We start from the raw sequence: 17453 nt of genomic DNA, 5'->3' as shown, positions 1-17453 counted from the left end.
TCTAACACTCGCCTTTAGTTTAGCGTCGTCCATAGACATCAAACTAAAGTTTTATTTTACTTACGAAGCTTCCAGTAGCCGCTTACTCAGCTCGTCAATGGCCTCGTGCAGAGGCTTGGCACCGCCGAAGCGGTTCGCCAGTTCGACCACCGAACCCATCTCGGTGAAGGGGCGCACCCCGAGGGTTTCCGGCTTGAGCTGGGGCGAGCCATGCTCGGCGAACTTCAGCAGCATCTCCTCCAGCACCTGTCGGGCTCGAGGCTGGAAGGACTCCAGGAAGTCCCGGTGCTCGTGCAGGAATCGGTATAGCCGTTCCTCCCGGCTGACCAGCGGCAGTCCCCAGGCGACGTTGAGGAGCAGGTCGACCGGATCGACATCCGGGCTGCCGAACTCCGCAGGCAGTTCCTCTGCCTCGATGTCGGCGGTGTGCAGAATGGTCATGAGCTCGCGCCGGCTCTTGGCGACGGCCCACTGGGCGCGCAGCCTGTCCGGTGCGAGGTCGAGTTCGAGTACGCGGTCGTGTACCCACTGCTGGATGGTCACCAGCCTCATCGTCCGGCCATCCGTGTCGAGTTGGTAGCGCCGCTCGCCCCACTTGTAGACACGGACTCCGTTGACCACGTAGCGCCTGCCGCGGGATTGGATACGGTCCACCTCGTCAGGGTCATCCACCCTGCCCTCGGCGCGGTGCGCGTCGAAGCTGCCGCCGTCCGACTGGTCGTACGCGGTCTCGGGCTCCGCAACGGTCTCCGGGTCGATCTCGTCGCCATCTGGGGTCTCTGGTGCGCTCCCGACCACATGCCCTTGGTCGTCGGCGGTATCGCGTACGACACGGAGCGGAGGACCGTCGAACCCGGGGTCGTTGAAGAGCCGGGTGGCCTCGACGAAGTCGATGATGTCGAAGGACCCCTTGCCGATCTCCGGACACAGACGGGTGCCCCGACCGATGGTCTGTTTGAATTCGGGCATCGAGCCAATGCGCCGGAACAGGACGATGTTGCGTACGGCCGGCAGGTCGATACCGGTGTTGAGTAGCTTCGACGTCACGGCGATCACTGGTTCGTCGGAGTCGTCCTTGCGGAAGTCATCCAGCAGAGCCCGGCCATGGGGGCCGTCGGCGTCGGTGATCCGTACGACATAGTCGTGGTGCGCCTGCACCTCCGCCGAGGCCGCGTTGAAGAGGGCCGTGCGCATGCGTGCGGCGTGGTTGTTGTCCTCGCAGAACACGATGGTCTTGCCGTGCCTGCCGTCCTCCGCGGTGGAGCGCAGGTAGTCGATGACGTACTGCGCCGCCGCCTCCGTGCGCTCCAGGATTACCATGACCCGCTCGAAGTCCTTCGGGCCGTAGACGCCCTCCGGGATCTCGTTGCCGTACTTGTCCCGCTGCCCGGGCTCCGTCTGGTAACCCTCCATGTCCACGTTGAGTCGGACCCGGCGCACCCGGTACGGGGCCAGAAAGCCGTCCTCGATGCCGTCAGCCAGCGAGTAGGTGTAGACGGGCTCGCCGAAGTAGTCGAAGGTGTCGGCCTCCTTCTTACTGACCGGGGTGGCGGTCAGCCCGAGCTGGGTCGCAGGAGAGAAGTGCTCCAGCACGCGGCGCCACTGCGAATTGTCACGGGCGCTGCCCCGATGGCACTCGTCCACGATGATCAGGTCGAAGTAGTCGGGTTCGTAGCGGCGGAAAAGTTCTTCCTCATCGCCCTTCTCCAGGGCCTGGTACAGAGCGAAGTAGATCTTCCGCCCTCGCACAGGTTCGCCGCTGATCTTGTGGACGTCGTCCTGGCCGAAGACGGGGAGGAAGTACTTGTCCTTGGGGTCGTCGACAAGCATCGAGCGGTCCGACAGGTACAGAACCCTGGGCTTGCGACCCGATATCCACTGGGACCTGTAGAGCTTGGCAACCGTCTGAAGGGCCACCATGGTCTTCCCCGTACCGGTGGCCAGCACGAGAAGTATCCGCTTCTGCCCAGCGGCGATGGCCGCGAGGGTGCGGGCTACCGCGACGCGCTGGTAGTAGCGGGGCCGCTTGGCGGTGTTGTCCGAATTTCGCAGCGTGTGATCGTAGGGCGCAGCCAGGAGCTCGCGCCCGACGCTGGAGTCCGCCTGCTGGTCGGCCAGATAGCGGCTCCACAGCTCCTCGGGCGTGGGGAAACGGTCGATGTCCCGGATCGTGGGAGCAGCACCGCTATAGTCGATCTCCACGATCTGTCGGCCGTTGGTGGCGTAGGCGAAGGACAGCCCGAGCTTTGCGGCGTACCGACGAGCCTGCTCCACACCATCGTTGGCATCGACTCGGTAGCGCTTGGCCTCGACAACCCCGATAGGGACGTCCGGTGCGTACTCCAGCACATAGTCGGCAACCAGAGGGTCGCCGTAGACGTGCCGTTTCGGCGTGGGTGTGAGCCGCCCGTTGTTGATACGGAACTGCGGGCGAATCTGATCACTGGTCCACCCGGAATCCGCGAGGGCAGGTATGACCAGGGCCCGGCACGTCTCGTCTTCTGTCATCCCCTGTGAAGCTGTCACCACACGGAGAGTAGTGCCGGTGATCGCGGGTGTCCTCATCATTGGCTAGATCAGCCTCTGCCTCTCACTGACGTGTAGGGGACGGTGTCGCCCCCCGACAGCTCGAGGTGGTGCCGGTGGGCGCCCATGGACCATTCGTGGACGAGTCACCGGCAACTGCCGCCCTACAGCTGGCTGAGCAGGGGGAAAGCAGCAAGCAGAAGCCCCCTCCGGAGCCGTGTGCGCAGGTTCGAATCCTGCCGGGGGCACCCAGCATGAGGTGCCAAAGACCCCGTCACCAGCGGAAACGCTGAGGCCGGGGTCTTCGCGTATGTGCGGGCATGTGCCACTCGGAGCGGGCGTATGTCGGGGTCTGTGGGCTATTCGTGGAGAGGGTCTGAGCACGTCCGTCGAGGTCACAGCAGCTGCCTCGGAGCGGCCACAGCCCGGCGTGCCAGTCCCCGCCACATCCGCGGCGTCGAATACGCTGCGAGGACGTCCAACCTGACGTCCTTGATAGTGCGTGCACACAACTGACTGCCGCACGGCGGCGGCTCTTCACGTCGGCCGGGACGGCGCAGCCGCCGCATACAGGAAGGGGTGTGGCATGAGGCCTCCAGGCGTGCACCTGCGGGAGATCACCGACGACAACCGGGATGCCGTTCGTGCCCTGCGCGTCCGACGTGATCAGAAGCAGTTCGTCGCCTCCGTGTCCAAGTCGCTCAAGGAGGCGACGAAGAAACCGGAGGCCAATCCCTGGTACCGCGCCGTGTACATCGGCGACGAGCCAGTCGGCTTCGTGATGCTGTCGTGGAAGCCGCCGACTGGTCCATACGAAGGACGGCACTTCATCTGGCGCCTCCTCGTCGACAAGCGGCACCAGGGGCGAGGGATCGGCCGAGAGACTCTCACGCAGATCGCCGCCCTGCTTCGTGCGGACGGTGCCACCGAGCTGCTGACCAGCTACGATCCCGGCGACGGCGAACCGTGGCCCTTCTACCAGAAGTTCGGATTCGAACCCACCGGGGAGATCGACGACGGCGAGATCGTTCTGCGGCTCATCTTCCCCACTCAGTAAGCCCACACGGGAAACCGCAGACAGCGTGCTTCGCCGGGCGGCCGGCAGGGGAGAGCTGCTGACCCCCGCGCGCCGCGCAGGTCGGAGCTGCCTGGTACAGCCGTTGAGTCGCGGGCCGAACCCCGTAAGCGGGCGGCAGGAGTGTTGCTCATCAGCGCATGGACCGCCCCAGCTGACATCACCGTCTGACATCAACGAGGCGGGACGAGGGCAAACAACAGCGGCTCTACCTGGAAATGGTCACCAGTCGACCAGCAGCGGGCGCACTTGGTCAGTGTCACTGGCGTTGTCGAGGACGACGAGCATTCGGCGATGGGTGATCAGCGAGCGATAGCGCTCGGCCCGCCGCCACGGATCCGCCGGGCAGTCTTCCTCGTGCACACCCAGGCCTCCGAGCAGTACGCCCAGGGCATGCTCAGTGTCCAGCGGCCCGTGCGCGCCCCGCAGATCGACATGCAGCCGGCCGTCCGGAAAGTCGTCGACCATGCGGTGCGCCCACCGGATCGCGAACGCGGACTTCCCGACGCCGATCGGGCCCGAAACGAGGAAGACGCTGCTTCCGTGCCGCTGGGCCAGCTTGTCAGCATCCTTGACCGTTGGCCCGCGGCCCGCGGCCCGCGGCCCGAGAGAAACCCGTACCTCGAGCGGGAGATGGCGGGGCACGCTTTCCGCCTTCGGCGTTTCGGTGGCCGGACCGCCCCGGGAGGTCTCCCCCTCCGGACCTTCCCTCGCCTCTGCCGCGTAGAGCACGCGCCAGTGGGTGAGCCAGCACTCGGTCTCCTTCGCCACCTTCTCCGGAGGCTGCCCGCCGTACACCAGGCAGGCGGTCACGAACGCGGAGACGAGCTCCGATCGCGGCAGCTTGTTTCCACGCAGGACCGTCGAGACGGTACTCCTTGGCAGCGCGTCCACCTCGTCGCCGTTGGCTGCCTTGGTCTGTCCTCTCAACTGTTGCAGACGGCGCATGGACGGCTGCCTGGTCAATGGATGGCTGCGGCTCTCTCTGCCGCCCGGTCCGCCATGCCCTTGCCGAAGCCGCGCGCTGCCAGTCCGAACAGCAAGCCGCCGAGAATGAACCAGGGGTTCCACAAGGCGAGCGTCCAGAACTTCTGCGCGGCACTGACCCCGCCGACGGCGGACACCCCGGCGATGAGCAGCACTTCGACAAGAAGCCCCCGGACCAGCAGCAGTACGCAGATCGCGACGCCGAGCCACCGCAGCGCACGCCACTGGTGCCCGTGCACACCGCGCCGCTGCAGCCCGAGTGCCACCGCGGCGCCGACCAGGCACAGAAGGCCCACTCCCCAGAGGCCTCCGGCTACGAACCAGGCCGGTCGTTCGGACGCGAGACGCTCGCCGGACGAGACGTCCAGCCCGACTTCTCCGCCGAGGGCCCAGAAGAAATGCAAACCAGCGAAAGCCACTGCCCAACCGGCAGCAAGGTACCCGTAGCAGCGCGACGAAACGGACCGCAACTCGCAACCCCCGTTTTGCAGCCGCATCGCAGCACCCTGTGACACTGCCAATTCTTTCCCAGCGGCGTCAGCCGAGGCAAGCGCCTATCTGCGGTACAGCAGTCAACTGCCCGTGATGTGCGTTATGTTGAAGAGCAAACCAGGCGGGGGCTTCTCGTCCCGTCGGCACGACGTATCTCAGCAATCGGCCCCTGAAAGCCTTGCCCGCAGGGCTGGGGCGATCTGCGACAACGCCTTCGGTTCCGTCAACTGACGGTGTTCACCATGTTCACCGTCGATCTCGATCTCTGTGATCCGGCCCCGTGATAAAGGGCTGCCGGCTCAATGCGCAGTCGGGCTCATCGAGGTGGGTGCGCTTCGCCGTGAAGAACAGCAGGTCGGTGTCGACCGCACGGCCGAACGGCTCTCTCAGCATCGCGGTCTGCCGACCGAGGATCTCCGGCAGTGCGGCCAGGCCGCGCCGGCCCACACCGGCCGGCGGGTGCTCGGTCTCACGCCGGAACGTGTGTACCCGGCCGTAGTCGAGCTCCTGCCCCGCCGCCTGCGGCGGGATCTCCCCAGGAGACTCCGCTGTGTCGACGTGCCGTGCAAGGCCCGAGACGGCACCGGACGGAACGGGACGGCGAATCCCGCGGGGACGGCCCTCGGTTGGCGGATAGCCTCGAATCTTCAGGCAGAAGGCTTATCCGATGCCAGGTATGTGGAGCCAGGCTGTAGTCCCCGGGCTCGCGTTGGTGCTGTTCATCTGCTGCGGAAGGGAGTTGGTGCTACGGCGCTTCTTCAAGCGCAGCGTCCTTTTCCGGCGCGGCAGTTCACGGCGCCCTTTGACCGGTTCCGCGTTCGACGAGTTCAACCTGATCTTCAACGGCAACAAGCTGGTCGAGATCAAGCAGCAGCAGCGGCTGGAACTGCAGCGTGACGAGGTGGGCGACGGCGCCCCGCCGCGGACGCGCGTCGACCTGGCCAACGGCACCGCGCATGTCGTCCTGCCCAGCCCGGACGGGGCTTCTGGTCCCCGTCCGGCCGCCGGCCGCCCGTCGGACGTCGAGGAAGATCCCTCCCGGTGGCGCCGCGCAGACCCTGTATCTCCTCCTGGACCTGGCTCTGATCCTCGGCCTTGCGCGCGTAATGGGCTCCTTGGGGGACCGGCCCGTGCATCAGTCCCGGTGAGCTCTTGAGACGACCTTGTGTCCCTGCTTGAGGCCGGGCACCCTCCACTCGGCCAGACCGGTCTGCCGGCCGGCGGACCGTCCCCGACCGGCCCTGGCGTCGGGGAACCTGTTCGCGTTCGCCCGGGTGTCCCTGGTCCGAGCGCCCCGCGTGCTGAAGGCTTGGGGCGTGAAGGCCGCGGTGGTCGACATCCCCTCTGCCAGTTCCACCCGGACAGCGACCGAGTTGCAGACGTGATTCCCCTGGGCGCGCAGTGCGCACGACCGGAGGGCGATCCCCCACCAGCCAGATCCGCAGTGCGCGCTCCGCAGCGGACAGGAGAAGCCGAGGGGAACGGTGACACGGCCCGGTGATCGCCGTGGTTCACAGCCCGTGTTCGTCCATCAGCCGCATCAGATTCCGCTTGCGCTTCTGGGCGGTGCGCAGGGCGGTGACGTACGCGGTGAAGTCGTCCGGCGTGCCCAGGTGGTGGTGGCAGTCGCGCATGCTCAGCAGCAGACCGACGAGCTGCTCGTAGACGCCGTTGCCCGCCTGACGGGTGAGGGGCCCGATCAGGCGCCGGTAGACCGCTAGCGCGTCGGCGGGGCGGGTGGCGCGGGACTGGTCGGCGAGGGTGAGCCACTGGCCGTCGTGGGCGCCGAACTCCGTGGCCGCCTGCCAGGCCACTGCGGTGTCTTTGTCGTCGAGGAGAGCGTCGACGAGGACGCGGCCGCCGTGGTGCCCCTTCCGTTCGGCGTCGGCACGCAGCAGGGAGAGGGCGTTCTCGCGTTCGGCCGGCCAGCGGTCGGCGGCCTGGGCGGCGGCGCGGAGCTGACGGTAGGTGAGCAGGGTGCGGCGTGCGGCGAAGTGGTCGCGGCGCAGGGCGACGGCGTCGGCGAGCCGGCCGGCCTGTGCGTAGCGATCGGAGAGGTGGTCGACGAGGGCGGTGTCGACGGCGGCGAGGTCCTCGATGTCCCGGATGCCACGCTCGGCCCATTCCAGGGCCTCACCGGGGCGGCCGGCGGTGTCCAGTTCGCGGGCGATGACCAGGTGGGTATGGCCGTTCGGCGCAAGGTCGGCGGCGTGCACGGCGATCACCGTGTCGATGTCCCGTCCCGACTTCGCCAGGCGCTGCATCAGATGCTTCTCCGCCCAGCCCGTGCGGTTGGCCTTCCATGCCTCGACCGTGTGTCGGCGCAGCGCGTTCATCCCCTGTTCTCCGAGCAGGTCCTCGTAGTCCAGCGGGTCGATGTCGGTCAGGTCGGCCGCGTCGTCGAGCGCGTGAGTGACCAGCCAGTGCGCGAGCTCCTCCGGATCGGGGCACACCGCGCGACAGCCGTCGTGATGGGCGTCGGCGAGATCGGCGCCGATCTGCCCGAGCCATCCGTCGGAGTCGTCGACGCTCTCCACCACCCCGGCCAGCAGGCCGATCGCCTCCCGCGCCAGCACCATCGCGTCGGCGGCCCGGCCCGAGCCGGTCAGCGACCGGATCGCGGACACCGCCTGCCCGGCCTGCTCCGCGTAGGCGCGAGCGTCGGAGTACTCGACGTAGCCGTACCGGGCGAAAGGGCCGGTGTCGAGCAGCTCACGGATGCGGGACCGGACCCCGGCCACGTCTCTTCCAGCGCTCGCGGCCCGCAACTCCAGACGGCGCCGCAGGTTCCGGTCCTCGGCGATCTCATCCCGTACCAGAGTGAGCAGTTCGTCCGCCGACAGGCCGGACAGCCAGGTGTCGAGGTCCCGCGCCCGCTCCCGGGCCGTTTCCCGCCGCTCCGGCAGACCGTCCTGCTGAGCGATCACCGTCAGGCCGAGGGCCACCAGATGCTTGCAGAAGTTGCCCTCCTGGCCGTACGGGCAGTCGCACTCCCCCGCCAGCCCCCTGCGTCCACCCAGTACCAGCTCCACCTCATAGCGCTCCGAGCCACGCACCGAAGCCCTGATCCAGTCGGCACCGACCTCGACCCCTGACACTGCGTCGACGTAACCGAGCCCGCGCTCGAACGAACGCGCCCCGGCCAGCGTCTTCAGCTTCGCCTCGGTAAGACCGTCCACGCCTCTCCGTAGTCCGACTCGGGATCCGTTCAACGGCCCTCACCCTAACGGCCGCCGGTCAACCGGAGCCAGCGGTCAGCGCGGCCTACAGCCCTACGAGGGACCGCTTTCCACGCATCGCACCGCCCCTCCGCTTCCCACCCCATGACTCCGCCCCCTCCCCCGAGAAAGGCCCCGGCTCTCAGCCCCCGGCAAGGGCAACCAGCTTGATGAAGACCAAGTCGGGGTTGGCGGTGAGGTCCACGACTTCGTCGAGCGGCGGTCCGGCGCGGCGGGCGTGGTGGGCGCGGTGGGCGTGGTGGGCGCGGTGGGCGTGGTGGGCGCGGTGGGACTGGCAATACGATCAACCCAGAGGATCTTCCCGCCTGTTCATGGGATTCCGGGACCGGCTTCCTGCGGTGGGGAGGTGCTCCACCAGCCGGGCTCGAGGCGGTCGAGGAGGGTGTGGAAGGCTGCGCCGGCTCGGTCCCAGTCGCCGTCGGCCAGGGGCGCGATGAGCAGGCCGAAGGCCGCGTCCACCAGGAGCGTGGCCTCCGTGCGGGCTCGTTCCTCAGGCATGCCCAGGTCACAGAACACGGAGGTCAGCAGGTGCGTCCACCCGCCGACCACGTCGTGCATGAGCGCCCCGTACCGGTCGGGGTGGAGCAGGCTGGCCGCCATCACCTCGAGGGAGAGGGGAAGCAGAGCGCGCCGGTCGGGGGTACTGAACAGCCGCCACAGTTCCCGCACGGCCACCGGGAAGACCGTGTGGTTCGAACTGCCGACGAAGTCCGCTTCGCCCGACCACGGGCAGGCAGGCGGGGCCGCCGATTCCTGAGGGACTGCCGGAGACGCTCCGGCAGAGCCCTGCTTCCGGTGGCCCGCAACCCCAAGGACACGCCCGACACGGTCAGGAGGCGCCTGACACGCTCACGAACCCGGTCGCGCCTCAGGCGCTTCTCGGTTTGCGGCCCGTCGTCTTCTTCGCGGTCGTCTTCTTCGCCGGGGTCTTCTTCGCCGGGGTCTTCTTCGCCGGCTGCTTCTTCGCCGTCGCCTTCTTCTTCGGCTTCGGAAGCTCGTGCACCTCGGCGGGCCCCGCCTGCTCACCGCGGGACGCTTTGGCCTGCTGCACGGAGGCGTTCAGCGCGGCCATGAGGTCGAGCACCTGGGCCGGCTCCTCCGGCTCGGGTGCCTCCGGGAGCGGCTTCTCCTCGCGCTTCGCCTCGATGATCTGCGCGAGCGCCTCGGTGTACCGGTCCTGGAACTCGGGGCCCTCGAGGGAGTCTGCGGTCATGGTGTCCATGAGCGCGAGCGCGCCCTCGATCTCCTCGTCGGTCACCTCGACCGGGGGTGGGAGCAGCTCGGCGGGATCGCGGATCTCGTCCGGCCAGCGCATCGCGTGCAGCACCAGGACGTCGTCGCGCACGCGCAGCAGACCGAGTCGCTCCCTGCCGCTCCACGCGTACTTCGCGACGGCCACCTTGCTCGAACGGCCGAGGGCCTGGACGAGCAGCTTGTACGGCTTGGCCGCGACCTGGCTCGACGGCTGCAGGTAGTAGCCCTCGGCGATCCGGATCGGGTCGATCGACCCCAGCGGTACGAACGCGTCGATCTCGATCGCCTTCGCCGTCGGCAGCGGCAGATTGCTCAGGTCCTCGTCCGTGATGGGGATGACCTGCGTCTTGGTCAGCTCGTAGCCCTTGCCGATCTCCTCCTGGGGGACCTCGCGGTCCTCCAGCTCGCACACCTTGCGGTAGCGGACCCGGCCCATGTCCACCAGGTGGTACTGGTGGAAGTGGATGCTGTGGTCCTCGGTGGCCCCGACCACGTTGACGGGCACCGTGACCAGGCCGAACGAGATGGCGCCTGACCAGATGGTTCGGGGCATGGCAGACCTCCGCGATGGCCCCGAGCACCACCAGGCTACGAGAGCCTCCGCAGCCACGCAGGCCACGTACGCCCAACTGGAGCCACGTCAGCGGTACCAGTCTTCATGCCCCGCAGAGCCCGTTCCAGGTAGGGGCGCAGGTGGGCTGTCACCGGGAAAGCGGCCGTCCACCTCACTCCACCTGACGGGCGGTAGGCCCCTGCAGGGACTCCTCGTCGTCATGGGCGGCGTACGGGTGGACGAAGCCCTCGTCGTCGAAGGGGGTGAACCAGTCCTCGACTCCCAGCGGCGCCAGGTCCGGTGGGTCGGGGGTGGGGTCCTCGTCGATGCCGTCCGCGAACGTCTCCAGGGCCGTGGCCACCTCGTCGGTGAGCAGGTTGTAGAGGTCGGCCGTCACCTCGGCCTGGGTGACCAGGAATCTCAGCAGGATTTCCTCGGCCAGGCAGGTCGGGCGCGTGGGGTGGGGCTGGGTGAGGCGGCCCGTCAGGGTCACTGCCGTGACCGTGAGGCGGCGGGCGAACAGGACGGTGTAGTCGTCGGCGAACTGCGGGGGCAGGTCGTCCAGGAGCATGAAGGTGGCATCGCTCGCCGCCACGGTGGGGCCGTCCTCCTCCAGACCGGCGAGGTCGGTGAAGAGTTCGTCGACCAGGAGGTCGATGGCGAACACGAGGGCGCCGGCCGCGATCTGAGCCGCCTCCCGGCCGACCGTCCGCTCCTCCGGGTCGTCGCAGTAGCCGAAGGATTCCAGGGGGAAGGCAGCCAGGGTGGGCGCCAGCGCGCGGAGCCTGGCGCGCATGGCCTCGACTTCGGCGGGGTGGAGACGGTCCGGGGCCGGGGAGGGCTCGGTTGCCGCGTGGCGGCGGGCGCGTTCCGCCGGGTCGGCCGGCGGGGCGTCGGGGCCGTCGGCCGCGGCGAGGCTCTCTTGGAGGAGGTCGGAGTTCAGCTCCACTCCGCAGCGGGTGATCTGCCAGTCGGCCAGGGGTTCGGTTCGCTCCAGGAGGGCCGCCACCACCTCACGAGCGGCGTCCTCCGCGAACTCCAGCGCCGGTGCGTCCACGAAGAGTTTCAGCAGGGCACCGCCGGGGTGGACGGCGATGACGTCTTCCATCAGCTCGATCTCCATCCCGTCGGGTCCCTCGACCGCTTCGAGTGAGTCGAACCCCTTCCGCAGCAAGAAGATGACGCCCTCCTGCTGGAGCGCGTCGAGTTCCGGGGCCCCCTTGGGGAGCGCCATGGCCACGGTCACCACGTATGTCACACCCTCATCGTGCCCGAGTCGTCCCACCTCAGGGGAGGGAATCCGGCCCGTTCTCGATCCGGGGCCGACGCGGGGAACGCCGTAGCGCCGAAGTCGAGGAAGAAGCCGACGAGGAGGAGAGGAGGAGGAAGAGGAGAGGAGAGGAGAGGAGAGGAGGCGAAGAGGAGGGAGCGGTCTCACGCCGAGCGCTTGCGGGACGTCGCCTTCTTCGCCGGGGTCTTCTTCGCGGCTGTCTTCGCCGTGGCCTCGGACGCGGTCTTGGATGTGCTCTTGGAGGTGGCCTTGGACGTCGACTTGGACGTTTTGGCCGCCGTCGTCTTCGCTGCGGCCGTCTTCCCCGCCGTCGTCTTCCCCGCCGTCGTCTTCTTCGTGCCCTGGGCGGCCTTGGACGTCGACTTCGTCGGGGCCGCGGTCTTCTTGGCGGCGGCCTTCTTCGCCGTCGTGGACGTCGACTTCTTGCCGCCGGTCTCCTTGGGAGTGGAGCGGCGCCGGGCAATGGGGCTGACCTCGGCCTGCTTGGCCGAAGCAGATGCCGCTGCCGTTTCCCCGCCCCGGGACTCCCGGGCCGCGTGCACACTCTTCTCCAGGGCGGCCATCAGGTCCAGCACCTTGCCACCGGCGGCGGGCTCCGGAGCCTCGGGCAGGGCCTCACCGGCCGCCTTCGCCGCGATGACCTCCTCCAGCGCCTCGCGGTACTCGTCGTGCAGGTCCTCCAGGTCGACCTCGCCGAGCGTGTCCATGAGGGCGTCCGCGAGGTCGAGTTCCTTGTCCCGGACGGTGACGCTTGCGTCCGGGGCCACGCCCTCGGGGGCGCGGACCTCGTCCGGCCAGAGCAGGCCGTGCATGGTGATCGCGTCGCCGACAACGCGCAGCATGCCCAGGCGCTCCCGGCCGCGCAGCGCGTACTTGGCGACGGCGACCTTGTTGCTGCGCTTGAGGGCCTCACGCAGAAGGGTGTACGGCTTGGCGGCGGGGTCTCCGCTGGCGGCGAGGTAGTAGGCCGGGCCCATCTGGAGCGGGTCGATCCGGTCGGCCGGCACGAAGGCGACGATCTCGATCGTGCGGGCGGTCGGGATCGGGAGGTGGGTGAGGTCCTCGTCGGTGATCGGGATGACCGTCCCGTCCGCGTCCTCGTACCCCTTGCCGATCTCCGCCTGGCTCACCTCGCGGTCGTCCAGTTCGCACACCTTGCGGTAGCGGATGCGGCCGTTGTCCTCGGCGTGGATCTGGCGGAAGGAGATCGAGTGGCTCTCGGTGGCGTTCACCAGCTTGATCGGGATGCTGACGAGACCGAAGGAGATGGCGCCGTTCCAGATGGATCGCACGTGCAGCAGCCTTCCTTTCGGTTCTTGGTGTTACGTAGCTAAATGTCTGGAATTGTAATCCTATGACGCCTATCACAGAGGTGGACGGGCGACGGGTCACGCTCACCAACCTGGAGAAGGTGCTGTATCCGGAGACCGGCTTCACCAAGGGCGAGCTGGTGCACTACTACGCGACCACCGCCGAGGTGCTGCTGCCGCATCTGCGCGACCGCGCGGTGTCCTTCCTGCGCTATCCGGACGGGCCGGACGGGCAGGTGTTCTTCACCAAGAATGTGCCGCCGGGTACGCCCGAGTGGGTCACGACCGCCGAGGTTCCCCGGTCGGAGGGCCCGGCCCGGATGGTGGTCGTACAGGATCTGGCGACCCTGGTCTGGGCGGCGAACCTGGTGACCGAGTTCCACACGCACCAGTGGCTGGTCCAGTCGCCGGAGGAGGCCGACCGGCTGGTCTTCGACCTCGACCCCGGGGCGCCCGCGACGATCGTCCACTGCTGCGAGGTCGCCCTGTGGCTGCGGGAGCGGCTCGCGGAGGACGGGATCGAGGCCTACGCCAAGACGGCCGGGTCGAAGGGGCTGCATCTGCTGGCGGCGGTACGCGGGGTTTCCTCCGAGCGGACGAGCGAGTACGCGAAGGCGCTCGCGGTGGAGGCCGAGCGGGCGATGCCCCGGCTGGTGGTGCACCGGATGACGAAGAGCCTGCGGCCGGGGAAGGTGTTCGTCGACTGGAGCCAGAACGCGGCGCGCAAGACGACGGCCGCGCCCTACACGCTGCGGGCGCGGCGAGCTCCGCTGGTGTCCGCGCCGGTGAGCTGGGAGGAGGTCGCGAACTGCGGGGACCCGGGACAGCTGGAGTTTCTGGCCGGGGACATCGCGCCTCGGGTGCGGGACCAGGGGGATCTGCTGGCGCCACTGCTGGATGCCCGGCGGGCGGGGTCGCTGCCCTGAGAAGGGTTCCCGTCCCGGCCGCCACCACCCGTCCCGTCGCGTCACGCCCAACCCGAGGGGACTACGGCATCCAGGGGAGTCCGGCGCCCAAGGACACTCCGGCATCCAGGGGAGTCCGGCACGGCACACGAGAAGGCCCCGGCATACAAGAGGACGCCGGCACCCAAGGGAACCCCGGGCCCCTTACACCCTCCCCCAGGTCCCCCGGTCCCGGGCCATCGCGTGCAGTGCCTCCACGTCCGCCGGCTTCAGTACGCCGCCCACACGGGCGAGAGCCGCGAGCTCGGTGTCCTGGAGGACGCGGACGCCGCGGGGCTGGGCGGTGACCGTCAGGTTGCCCGTCGGACCCACGAGGGCCAGGACGGGATGGACCTCCGCGGTCAGGGCGTGGGTGGCGCGGTCGGCCTCGGCGCGCAGGCGGCGCAGCAGCGGCTCGGCCTCGCGGCGGCCCACGGTGACCATCGGGTCGGCCACCAGGACCCGCTGCTTACGGGCGTACAGGGCGTGTACGGCGAAGAGGCCGCCGGGGCCGATGAGCAGGTGGTGGATGCGGTCGCCGCCGGGCAGCGGGACGGAGTGCAGGGCGTGCCAGCCGGCCCCCTCCAGCCGGTCCAGCGCCTCGCCGACCGTCTGCTCGGCGGTCAGGGCGTGCCGACGCGGGTCCGGGCGGAGCCGGTGGGCGGGGCCGGGGTCGCGCTCGAGGGCGACGAGCAGGGCCTCGCCGGGACGGTTGGGCGCGAGGTCGTCGTCCGGGTGCAGGGACAGCCGGGCCAGTTCCGCGGGGGTGGGCACCGGGGGCGGCCCCACCGTCACCGAGCCGGCGAGGAAGGGTTTCAGAGCCTTGAGTACGTCCTCCCGGCGGTCCTCGCCGATCAGGTTCACGCGGCCGGTCTCCCGGTCGTACCAGGCGACGTTCTCTCCGTCCGGGCCGCAGACGTACAGCCGTTCGCGGCCGTGTCGCCAGGTCGGCACCACGCGCAGTCCGCTCATGCGCCATCACCCCTCGACCATGGGAACAGGCGGGGTGCTCCCACGGCAAGAACCCGGCTACCTTGGAGAGCAGCCCTCGGAGGGGAGTTGGGGAGGCGCCGTTGCGGACCCGCGGAGAGCAGCCCGGCGTTCCGGCTCCGGACAGCCCGTGGAGCGAGATCGAGCCCGGCCTGTGGATGGGCGGGCACGAGTTCCGGGGCCGTTCGGGAGGGCTGGAGCTCGCCGTCGTACGGGATCAGTTCGACGTGGTGCAGACACTGCTGCGGCTGCCGGGGTACGGGCCCGGACCCGGGGCGGAGCATCATGTGTGGCCCATTCCGGACGGCCCGCTGGACGGGACGCAGCTCGCGGGGGTGATGCGGCTGGCCCGGTCGGCGCAGGAGGCGCTGGACGCCGGGCGCTCGGTGCTGGTGCGCTGCTACCACGGGTACAACCGCTCGGGCCTGGTCGTCGCGCACACCCTGGTCCGGCGGGGCCGCACCGCCGAGGAGGCGATCGAGCTGATCCGTGCCCGGCGCTCTCCGTGGGCGCTGCACAACGAGCTGTTTGTGGAGTACCTGAGGACGGGGCCGGCCACCGCCCGGCTGCTGGAGGAGCCGGCCGAGTAGCCTCTCCCAGCACGGCCCCGAGTGCGCAAAAAGGACTTCCCTATGAATAGGGTGTCCGGGGCCATGATCGTCCCCGAAGCCCCAGGAGCACCGTGTCAGCCCCTCGCCACGCGCGTACCGCCCTCACCGCGGCCGCCGTCGCCCTGCTGTCGGTGACGGCGGCTGCCTGTGGGGACCGGGGCGGTCTGGAGGGCGCCGGTGCGACCCCGACGGCGGTGAGGCCGGCGCGGCTCTGGCCGGACCTGAGGCCGGCGTCCAGCCCGGCCTACCCCTACGACGAGGGGAGCACGGAGACCGTCAAGGGCGTCGAGGTGCCGGGCGACGACATCCGAAAGGTCGATCCGGTGGAGGTCGTACGGGCCGAGATCGTCGCGCATCCGTCCGACTACGGGTCGAAGGGGGCGTACCACGCGACCGTGGACCGGATCAAGGAGTGCGGCGCGGACGGGGACCGGGCGCGGTGCCCGCTGCTGAAGGCGTACTACCGGGATCTGACCGGGGACGGCCGGGACGACATGACGCTCGGCTTCCGCCTGTACCCGACGAACCAGACGGCGGTGCGGGTCTACACGGTAGAGAAGCACAAGCTGGTGCAGGTGCTGGCCGACAACGACGCGATCATCGGCGTCGAGCTGGCCGGCCGGGCGGTGATCGTCCGCTCCCCGGCCGGGATCTCCGGGTACGAGTACCGCACCACCTGGGCCTGGGACCGGGACCAGCGGGCGATGGTGTTCTCGCGGGACGAGTTCCTGCGCACCGGCAAGGGCCGGCACAGCCACGAGCCCTCCCCGTCGGCCAGTGGCAGTGCCTTGCCGTCGGCCGGGGCAAGTGCCCCCTCGCCGGTCGGCGCCTCCCCCTCGGCGAGCGCGCGATGAGGCTCGCGCTGCCCCAGTGGGCCGGGACGCTCGCGGTGAAGGCGGCCGTGTTCATCACGGTGATGTGCTGCGCGCTGGCCGCGCTGCTCGGCGTGATGGTGCATGTGTCGGTGACCGACCAGACCGTCGGCCAGGCTCGTGACCTGGCGCTGTCCCGGTTGCAGGACGCCACGCGGGCGTACGAGGCCGGGGACGCGCTGCCGCCGGGTGCCGGGGTGGAGCCCCGGGGGCTGCCCGCGCGGCTGCGGGCGCTCGCGGTGGCCGGCGAACGCGGCACGATGGTGACCGCGGATCAGGGGCAGCCGATCATGTGGGCGGCGGGCCCGGCCGACGGGCACCGGGCGCTCACCGTGGAGGTCGACTACGCGCAGCAGTCCCGTACGATCGCCGGGCTCGACCGGTCCATCCTGTGGTCGTCGGCCCTGGCGATCGGGGCGACGGTGCTGGTCGGCGTGTTCGCGGTGACCCGGGTGACGCGGCGGCTGCACGGCACCGCGCGGGTGGCCCGGCGGATCAGCGCGGGCGACCTGGACGCCCGCGTGAACGACCCCCGCACGAAGGACCCGACGCGTCCCCCGGACGAGGTGGCCGCGGTGGCGGCCGCGCTGGACTCGATGGCCTCGTCGCTGCAGAGCAAGCTGCTGAGCGAGCAGCGGTTCACCGCGGACGTGGCGCATGAGCTGCGCACTCCGCTGACCGGGTTGCACGCGGCGGCCGAGCTGCTGCCTCCCGGCCGGCCGACCGAGCTGGTCCGGGACCGGGTGGCGGCACTGCGGACGCTCACCGAGGACCTGCTGGAGATCTCCCGCCTGGACACCGGCCGGGAGAAGCTGGAGGTGGACACCGAGGAGCTGGGCGCGCTGGCCGGACGGGTGGTGCGGGCCTCGGGGACGGACACCGAGGTGCGGATCGTGCGGGACGCCCGGGTGGAGACCGACCGACGGCGGCTGGAGCGGGTGCTGGGCAATCTGGTGGCCAACGCGCACAAGCACGGGCGGGCGCCGGTGGTGCTGACGGTGGACGGGACGGTGGTGACCGTGCGGGACCACGGGGACGGCTATCCGGAGTACCTGGTGGCGCACGGCCCGCAGCGCTTCCGCACCGAGGGCGGCGCGAAGGGGCACGGGCTGGGGCTGACCATCGCGGTCGGCCAGGCGGAGGTGCTGGGCGCTCGGCTGACGTTCGGCAACGCGGTCGACGGTGGGGCCGTCGCCGTACTCACCCTGCGGTAGGCGGGGGCCGCGGACGGCTCGGGGCCCCTGACGAGCTACGGGCCACGGACGAGCTACAGACCGCGGACGAGCTACAGGCCACGGACAAGCCGCGG

At 69.7% G+C, this 17453-nt stretch carries 16 protein-coding genes; 6 read left to right on the top strand and 10 right to left on the bottom strand.

Annotated features, from left to right (window positions below; genetic code table 11):
* Positions 1-60 precede the first annotated feature (60 nt).
* Positions 61-2526: an EcoAI/FtnUII family type I restriction enzme subunit R gene (hsdR, locus tag ACFZDC_RS13435; RefSeq protein ID WP_391323242.1), complete on the bottom strand. Its 2466-nt coding sequence runs from the start codon at positions 2524-2526 to the stop codon at positions 61-63.
* A 586-nt stretch (positions 2527-3112) separates the two neighbouring features.
* On the opposite strand from hsdR, the gene ACFZDC_RS13430 reads away from it, so the two are divergent.
* Positions 3113-3583, top strand: coding sequence for a GNAT family N-acetyltransferase (locus tag ACFZDC_RS13430; RefSeq protein WP_391323240.1), 471 nt, complete (start codon positions 3113-3115; stop codon positions 3581-3583).
* Between the two features lie 240 nt (positions 3584-3823).
* Here the strand turns inward: ACFZDC_RS13430 and ACFZDC_RS13425 are convergent, their stop codons facing one another.
* The 3 genes from ACFZDC_RS13425 to ACFZDC_RS13415 form a co-directional block, all read right to left on the bottom strand.
* The gene (locus ACFZDC_RS13425; RefSeq protein WP_391323238.1) at positions 3824-4495 is read right to left on the bottom strand and encodes a hypothetical protein; all 672 of its coding nucleotides are present in this window, start codon (positions 4493-4495) and stop codon (positions 3824-3826) included.
* Positions 4496-4563: 68 nt separating this feature from the next.
* Positions 4564-5085, bottom strand: coding sequence for a DUF3995 domain-containing protein (locus tag ACFZDC_RS13420; RefSeq protein ID WP_391323236.1), 522 nt, complete (start codon positions 5083-5085; stop codon positions 4564-4566).
* A 785-nt stretch (positions 5086-5870) separates the two neighbouring features.
* A complete protein-coding gene (locus ACFZDC_RS13415) occupies positions 5871-6038 on the bottom strand; it encodes a hypothetical protein (protein WP_391323483.1) in 168 nt (55 codons plus the stop codon).
* Here ACFZDC_RS13415 and ACFZDC_RS13410 point away from each other — a divergent pair.
* Entirely contained in the window at positions 5961-6236 is a 276-nt protein-coding gene (locus ACFZDC_RS13410) for a DUF6191 domain-containing protein (RefSeq protein WP_391323462.1), read from the top strand. The two genes, ACFZDC_RS13415 and ACFZDC_RS13410, sit on opposite strands and share 78 nt — an antisense overlap.
* Positions 6237-6591: 355 nt before the next feature.
* Here the strand turns inward: ACFZDC_RS13410 and ACFZDC_RS13405 are convergent, their stop codons facing one another.
* From ACFZDC_RS13405 to ACFZDC_RS13385, 5 genes are all read right to left on the bottom strand, one after another.
* Entirely contained in the window at positions 6592-8259 is a 1668-nt protein-coding gene (locus ACFZDC_RS13405; protein ID WP_391323234.1) for an SWIM zinc finger family protein, read from the bottom strand.
* Positions 8260-8628: 369 nt separating this feature from the next.
* Positions 8629-8994, bottom strand: coding sequence for a hypothetical protein (locus ACFZDC_RS13400; protein ID WP_391323232.1), 366 nt, complete (start codon positions 8992-8994; stop codon positions 8629-8631).
* A 193-nt stretch (positions 8995-9187) separates the two neighbouring features.
* Positions 9188-10126: a Ku protein gene (locus tag ACFZDC_RS13395; RefSeq protein ID WP_391323230.1), complete on the bottom strand. Its 939-nt coding sequence runs from the start codon at positions 10124-10126 to the stop codon at positions 9188-9190.
* Between the two features lie 172 nt (positions 10127-10298).
* The gene (locus tag ACFZDC_RS13390) at positions 10299-11384 is read right to left on the bottom strand and encodes a hypothetical protein (RefSeq protein ID WP_391323229.1); all 1086 of its coding nucleotides are present in this window, start codon (positions 11382-11384) and stop codon (positions 10299-10301) included.
* Between the two features lie 176 nt (positions 11385-11560).
* Positions 11561-12709, bottom strand: coding sequence for a Ku protein (locus tag ACFZDC_RS13385; protein ID WP_391323227.1), 1149 nt, complete (start codon positions 12707-12709; stop codon positions 11561-11563).
* Between the two features lie 62 nt (positions 12710-12771).
* Between ACFZDC_RS13385 and ligD the strand changes: the two genes are divergently transcribed.
* The gene (ligD, locus tag ACFZDC_RS13380; RefSeq protein WP_391323225.1) at positions 12772-13653 is read left to right on the top strand and encodes a non-homologous end-joining DNA ligase; all 882 of its coding nucleotides are present in this window, start codon (positions 12772-12774) and stop codon (positions 13651-13653) included.
* 183 nt (positions 13654-13836) lie between these two features.
* Here ligD and ACFZDC_RS13375 read toward each other — a convergent pair whose 3' ends face one another.
* On the bottom strand, positions 13837-14643 hold the full coding sequence (locus ACFZDC_RS13375; RefSeq protein WP_391323223.1) for an NERD domain-containing protein: 807 nt from the start codon (positions 14641-14643) through the stop codon (positions 13837-13839).
* Between the two features lie 101 nt (positions 14644-14744).
* Here ACFZDC_RS13375 and ACFZDC_RS13370 point away from each other — a divergent pair, with 101 nt between their 5' ends.
* The 3 genes from ACFZDC_RS13370 (at position 14745) to ACFZDC_RS13360 (ending at position 17358) form a co-directional block, all read left to right on the top strand.
* A complete protein-coding gene (locus tag ACFZDC_RS13370; protein WP_391323221.1) occupies positions 14745-15251 on the top strand; it encodes a dual specificity protein phosphatase family protein in 507 nt (168 codons plus the stop codon).
* Positions 15252-15343: 92 nt separating this feature from the next.
* Positions 15344-16126, top strand: a complete 783-nt coding sequence (locus ACFZDC_RS13365; RefSeq protein WP_391323220.1) for a hypothetical protein — start codon at positions 15344-15346, stop codon at positions 16124-16126.
* On the top strand, positions 16123-17358 hold the full coding sequence (locus ACFZDC_RS13360; protein ID WP_391323218.1) for an ATP-binding protein: 1236 nt from the start codon (positions 16123-16125) through the stop codon (positions 17356-17358). The genes ACFZDC_RS13365 and ACFZDC_RS13360 overlap by 4 nt, the downstream gene beginning before the upstream one ends.
* The last annotated feature ends 95 nt before the right edge of the window (positions 17359-17453 follow it).

The organism is Streptomyces sp. NPDC007905, assembly GCF_042959345.1.
Taxonomy (GTDB): domain Bacteria; phylum Actinomycetota; class Actinomycetes; order Streptomycetales; family Streptomycetaceae; genus Streptomyces.
Note: the sequence above shows the minus strand (reverse complement) of the source record. Positions and strands in the feature narration are given on the sequence as shown.